The 4,552-nt window shown below is 71.2% G+C and carries 5 protein-coding genes; 2 read left to right on the top strand and 3 right to left on the bottom strand.

Features of this window, described 5'->3' with window-relative positions:
* On the top strand, positions 1–365 hold a 365-nt coding region (locus SACPADRAFT_RS29825), incomplete at its 5' end, for an acyl-CoA carboxylase biotin carboxyl carrier protein subunit (RefSeq protein WP_157577038.1).
* Positions 362–1,522: an acyl-CoA dehydrogenase family protein gene (locus tag SACPADRAFT_RS0203250; protein ID WP_007026626.1), complete on the top strand. Its 1,161-nt coding sequence runs from the start codon at positions 362–364 to the stop codon at positions 1,520–1,522. The genes SACPADRAFT_RS29825 and SACPADRAFT_RS0203250, both read left to right, overlap by 4 nt.
* A 108-nt stretch (positions 1,523–1,630) precedes the next feature.
* On the opposite strand, the gene SACPADRAFT_RS0203245 is transcribed toward SACPADRAFT_RS0203250, so the two are convergent.
* The 3 genes from SACPADRAFT_RS0203245 to SACPADRAFT_RS25370 form a co-directional block, all read right to left on the bottom strand.
* Positions 1,631–2,701 (bottom strand): LLM class flavin-dependent oxidoreductase, encoded by a 1,071-nt coding sequence (locus tag SACPADRAFT_RS0203245; RefSeq protein ID WP_007026625.1) that lies wholly within the window; start codon positions 2,699–2,701, stop codon positions 1,631–1,633.
* A 104-nt stretch (positions 2,702–2,805) separates the two neighbouring features.
* Positions 2,806–3,984 (bottom strand): fumarylacetoacetase, encoded by a 1,179-nt coding sequence (gene fahA / locus SACPADRAFT_RS0203240; RefSeq protein ID WP_007026624.1) that lies wholly within the window; start codon positions 3,982–3,984, stop codon positions 2,806–2,808.
* Positions 3,981–4,552: hypothetical protein (locus SACPADRAFT_RS25370; protein WP_233357114.1), on the bottom strand; the 572-nt coding region annotated here is incomplete at its 5' end. The genes SACPADRAFT_RS25370 and fahA, both read right to left, overlap by 4 nt.

Genomic DNA, 4,552 nt, shown 5'->3' with positions numbered 1-4,552 from the left:
GCGTGGCGGGCGAACGTCGGCGCTACCGCCGTGCGGCCGAGCCCGACGGCACGCTGTGGCTGGCCCGCGAGGGACGTGCGGTCGCGGTGCGGGAACGGCCGAACCTGTTGGCCTCGCACGCCGAGGCGACGGAGGCGGGCCCGGTGACCTCCCCGATGCCGGGCACGGTGCTGGTGGTGAAGGCCGAACCCGGGCAGGTCGTCGCCGCCGGTGCGCCGTTGCTGGTGGTCGAGGCCATGAAGATGGAGCACACCATCACCGCGCCGGTCGACGGCGTGGTCACCGAACTGAACGTGCGCGCGGGCCAGCAGGTCGCGCTCGACGAACCACTCGCCCTGGTGACCCCGGAGGAAGGCACAGCATGATCGATGACCGGCTCGACGAGGAGTACGAGGCGCTGCGGCGGACCGTGCGGGACTTCGCGCGCGCCGAGGTGGCCCCGGTGATCGGGGACTACTACGAACGCGAGGAGTTCCCGTACGACCTGGTCGCGGGGATGGCCGGGATGGGCCTGTTCGGCCTGCCGTTCCCCGAGGAGCACGGCGGCATGGGCGGGGACTACTTCGCGCTGTGCCTGGCGCTGGAGGAACTCGCCCGGGTCGACTCGTCCGTGGCGATCACGCTGGAGGCCGGGGTCTCGCTCGGCGCGATGCCGCTGTACCGCTTCGGCACCGAGGAACAGAAGCGACGGTGGCTGCCCGCACTGTGCGCGGGTGAGAAACTCGGCGCGTTCGGTCTCACCGAGCCCGGCGGCGGCTCCGACGCCGGGGCCACTCGGACGTCGGCGACCCTGGACGGGGACGAGTGGGTGCTCAACGGCAGCAAGTCGTTCATCACCAACTCCGGCACCGACATCACCAGCCTGGTCACCGTGACCGCGGTGACCGGCAGCAAGCCGGACGGCGGCAAGGAGATCTCGACGATCATCGTGCCCGCGGGCACACCCGGGTTCACGGTGGCGCCGAAGTACTCGAAGGTCGGCTGGAACGCCTCCGACACCCACGAGCTCGCCTTCGACGACTGCCGGGTGCCCGCGCAGAACCTGCTCGGCGAGCGGGGTCGCGGGTACGCGCAGTTCCTGTCCATCCTGGACGAGGGTCGGATCGCGATCGCCGCGCTGAGCGTCGGACTGGCGCAGGGGTGTGTCGACGAGTGCCTGCGTTACGTGCGCGAGCGGGAGGCGTTCGGCGGGCCCATCGGGCGGTACCAGACCATCCAGTTCAAGCTCGCCGACATGGAGACGCGGGTGCACACCGCCCGGCTGGCGTATTACCAGGCGGCGGCGAAGATGCTGCGCGGCGAGCCGTTCAAGAAGGAGGCGGCCATCGCGAAGCTGACCGCGTCCAACGCCGCGATGGACAACTCCCGCGAGGCCACCCAGATCTTCGGCGGCTACGGCTTCATGAACGAGACCCCGGTCGCCCGCTTCTACCGCGACGCCAAGATCCTCGAGATCGGCGAAGGCACCAGCGAGGTCCAACGCATGCTCATCGCCCGCGAACTCGGCCTCACCCCGGCGTGAGGTGTTGCCGTGAGGGGCACATTCACTGCATCTGGCGCAGTGAATGTGCCCCTCACGGCACCTGACGCAGGAAAAGTGCCCTTCACGGCAACACCCGGGTGACCTCGTTCAGGAGGCCGCGCGGAGGGAGTCGTGGGTGGGGGCGTCCGGGACACCGGGGGAGCGGCGGGTCGCGAACTCCTTGCGGAGTACCGGGACGACCTCCTCGCCGAGGATGTCCAGCTGCTCCAGGACGGTCTTCAGCGGCAGGCCCGCGTGGTCCATCAGGAACAACTGGCGCTGGTAGTCGCCGACGTACTCCCGGAAGCCCAGGGTGCGGTCGATGACCTGCTGCGGGCTGCCCACCGTCAACGGGGTCTGCGTGGAGAACTCCTCCAGGGACGGCCCGCCGCCGTACACCGGCGCGTGGTCGAAGTAGGGCCGGAACTCGCGCACCGCGTCCTGCGAGTTGGGCCGCATGAACACCTGGCCGCCGAGGCCCACGATCGCCTGCTCCGGATCACCGTGGCCGTGGTGGGCGAACCGCTCCCGGTACAGCGCCACCATCCGTTTGGTGTGTTCGGCGGGCCAGAAGATGTGGTTGTGGAAGAACCCGTCGCCGTAGTAGGCGGCCTGCTCGGCGATCTGCGGACTGCGGATCGAGCCGTGCCACACGAACGGTGGCACCCCGTCCAGGGGACGCGGGGTGGCCGTGAAGCCCTGCAACGGTGTGCGGAACCGGCCCTCCCAGTCCACGACGTCCTCCCGCCAGAGGCGGTGCAGCAGCTCGTAGTTCTCGATCGCCAGGGGGATGCCCTGGCGGATGTCCTGCCCGAACCACGGATACACCGGCGGGGTGTTGCCCCGGCCCAGCATCACGTCCACCCGGCCGTCGGCCAGGTGTTGCAGCATCGCGAAATCCTCGGCGATCTTCACCGGGTCGCTGGTGGTGATCAGGGTGGTCGCCGTGGACAAGATCAGCCGCTCGGTGCGGGCGGCGATGTAGCCCAGCATGGTCGTCGGCGACGACGGCACGAACGGCGGATTGTGGTGCTCGCCGGTGGCGAAGACGTCCAGGCCGACCTCCTCGGCCTTGAGGGCGATCCGCACCATCGCCTTGATGCGCTCGTGCTCGCTGGGCGTGCGCCCGTCGGTGGGGTCGGGCGTGACGTCCCCGACGCTGAAAACCCCGAACTGCATGTCGTCACCACGCTCACGAAGTAGTTGTCCGTTCAACTACCACTGTAGCGCGGTGCCGGTGCCCACCGTCCCCGGCCGGGTCCGGCGGGCACCGGATCACCGGGTCAACCGTCCTGTGCGGGCAGGACGCGGCCGCGTACCTCGCCGAACCCGATCCTGCCGCCGTCGGTGGCCGGTGCGGTCGCGGTGAGGGTCACCTCGTCACCGTCGGCCAGGAACGTCCGCTGCTCCCCGTTGATCTCCAGCGGTTCCCGGCCGTTCCAGGTGAGCTCGATGAACGCGCCCCGCTGGTGCTTCTCCGGCCCGGAGATCGTGCCCGAGGCGTAGAGGTCGCCGGTGCGGCTGGTCGCGCCGTTGACCGTGAGGTGGGCCAGCATCTGCGCGGGCGACCAGTACATCTCCCGGTACGGCGGGCGGGAGACCTCCCGCCCGTTCCACTCCACGACGAACTCGATGTCCAGGCCCCAGTCCTCCCGCTCGCGCAGGTACGGCAGCGGCTCGGGGTCCTGGCCGGGCAGCGGCACCCGGGCCGCCTCCAGCGCGGCGAGCGGCACCACCCACGGTGAGACCGAGGTGGCGAAGCTCTTGCCGAGGTTCGGGCCGAGCGGCACGTACTCCCACGCCTGGATGTCCCGGGCGGACCAGTCGTTGACCAGCACCGCGCCGAACACCCGGTCGGCGAACTCGTCGGTGGACACCGACTCACCCAGCGCGGACCCGGTGCCCACGACGAAGCCCAGCTCGGCCTCGATGTCCAGCCGCCGCGAGCCGCCGAACGACGGGACCTGCTCGTCGGGGGCCTTGCGCTGGCCGCTGGGCCGGACGATGTCGGTGCCGGAAACCACGACCGTGCCCGCGCGCCCGTGGTAGCCGACCGGCAGGTGTTTCCAGTTCGGCATCAGCGGCTCGGCGTCCGGGCGGAACAGCCTGCCGAGGTTGGAGGCGTGGTGCTCGGAGGCGTAGAAGTCGACGTAGTCGGCCACCTCCACGGGCAGGTGCAGCGTCACCTCCGACACCGGGTACACCGCGTGGTCCGGCACGTCGCCGGAGACCAGCTCGTGGACGCGCCGCCGCACCTCGTCCCAGCGGGCCCGGCCCTGGGCCATGAAGGAGTTCAACGACGGCCGGGCGAAGACGTCGTCGCCGAGCGTGGCCGCCAGGTCCACGACCGAGTCGGCGACCCGTACCCCGACGCGGGGGTCGGTGCCCGGGGTGGAGAACACGCCGTAGGGCAGGTTGGCGAGTCCGAAGGGGGAGCCCTCCGGGATGGTGATGCGGGTCAAGTGGTGATCCCTTCTCCGCGCACGACCGAGCCGTCGACCAGGCCGAGGTCGACGAGCTCGGCGAGCGGCTCGGTGATACTGCAGGTCCCGAACGACACGAACGCCTCCCGCGCGGCGGCGGTGCGCCGCGGCCCGAGATCGCGTACCCCGGTGGCGACCGTGCCGGCGTCCCGCTCGGCGAGCACGGCGGCCACGTCGGCCTCGTCCGCGCCGCCGAGCGCCGCGTCGGTGGCGAGCAGCAGGTTGAGGAACCCGTGCTGCTCGAACCCTGTCTCCGGGTCGGTGTTGCGCACCGCGTGGTGCAGCCCGGCGGTGGCCTTGAACGGCACCCTCGCCGCGGTCACGGCGCGCACCGCGGCGGCGAGCTCGGCCTCGTCCGGGTACAGCTCGGCACGCACCCCGCCGGTGCGGAACTTGGCCCGGTACCCGTACCCGGCCAGCGCGGCGACCACGTCGGTCCGGCGGTCGTCGCGCGGCACCTCGACGTAGACCGGCACATTGGCCACGCCCGACCGGGCCTGGGCCAGTGCGTCCAGGAACCCGCCGACGTCGGTGCCCTCGGGCACGG

The sequence above is a fragment of the Saccharomonospora iraqiensis subsp. paurometabolica YIM 90007 genome (assembly GCF_000231035.2).
GTDB classification, from domain to species: domain Bacteria; phylum Actinomycetota; class Actinomycetes; order Mycobacteriales; family Pseudonocardiaceae; genus Saccharomonospora; species Saccharomonospora paurometabolica.
Note: the sequence above shows the minus strand (reverse complement) of the source record. Positions and strands in the feature narration are given on the sequence as shown.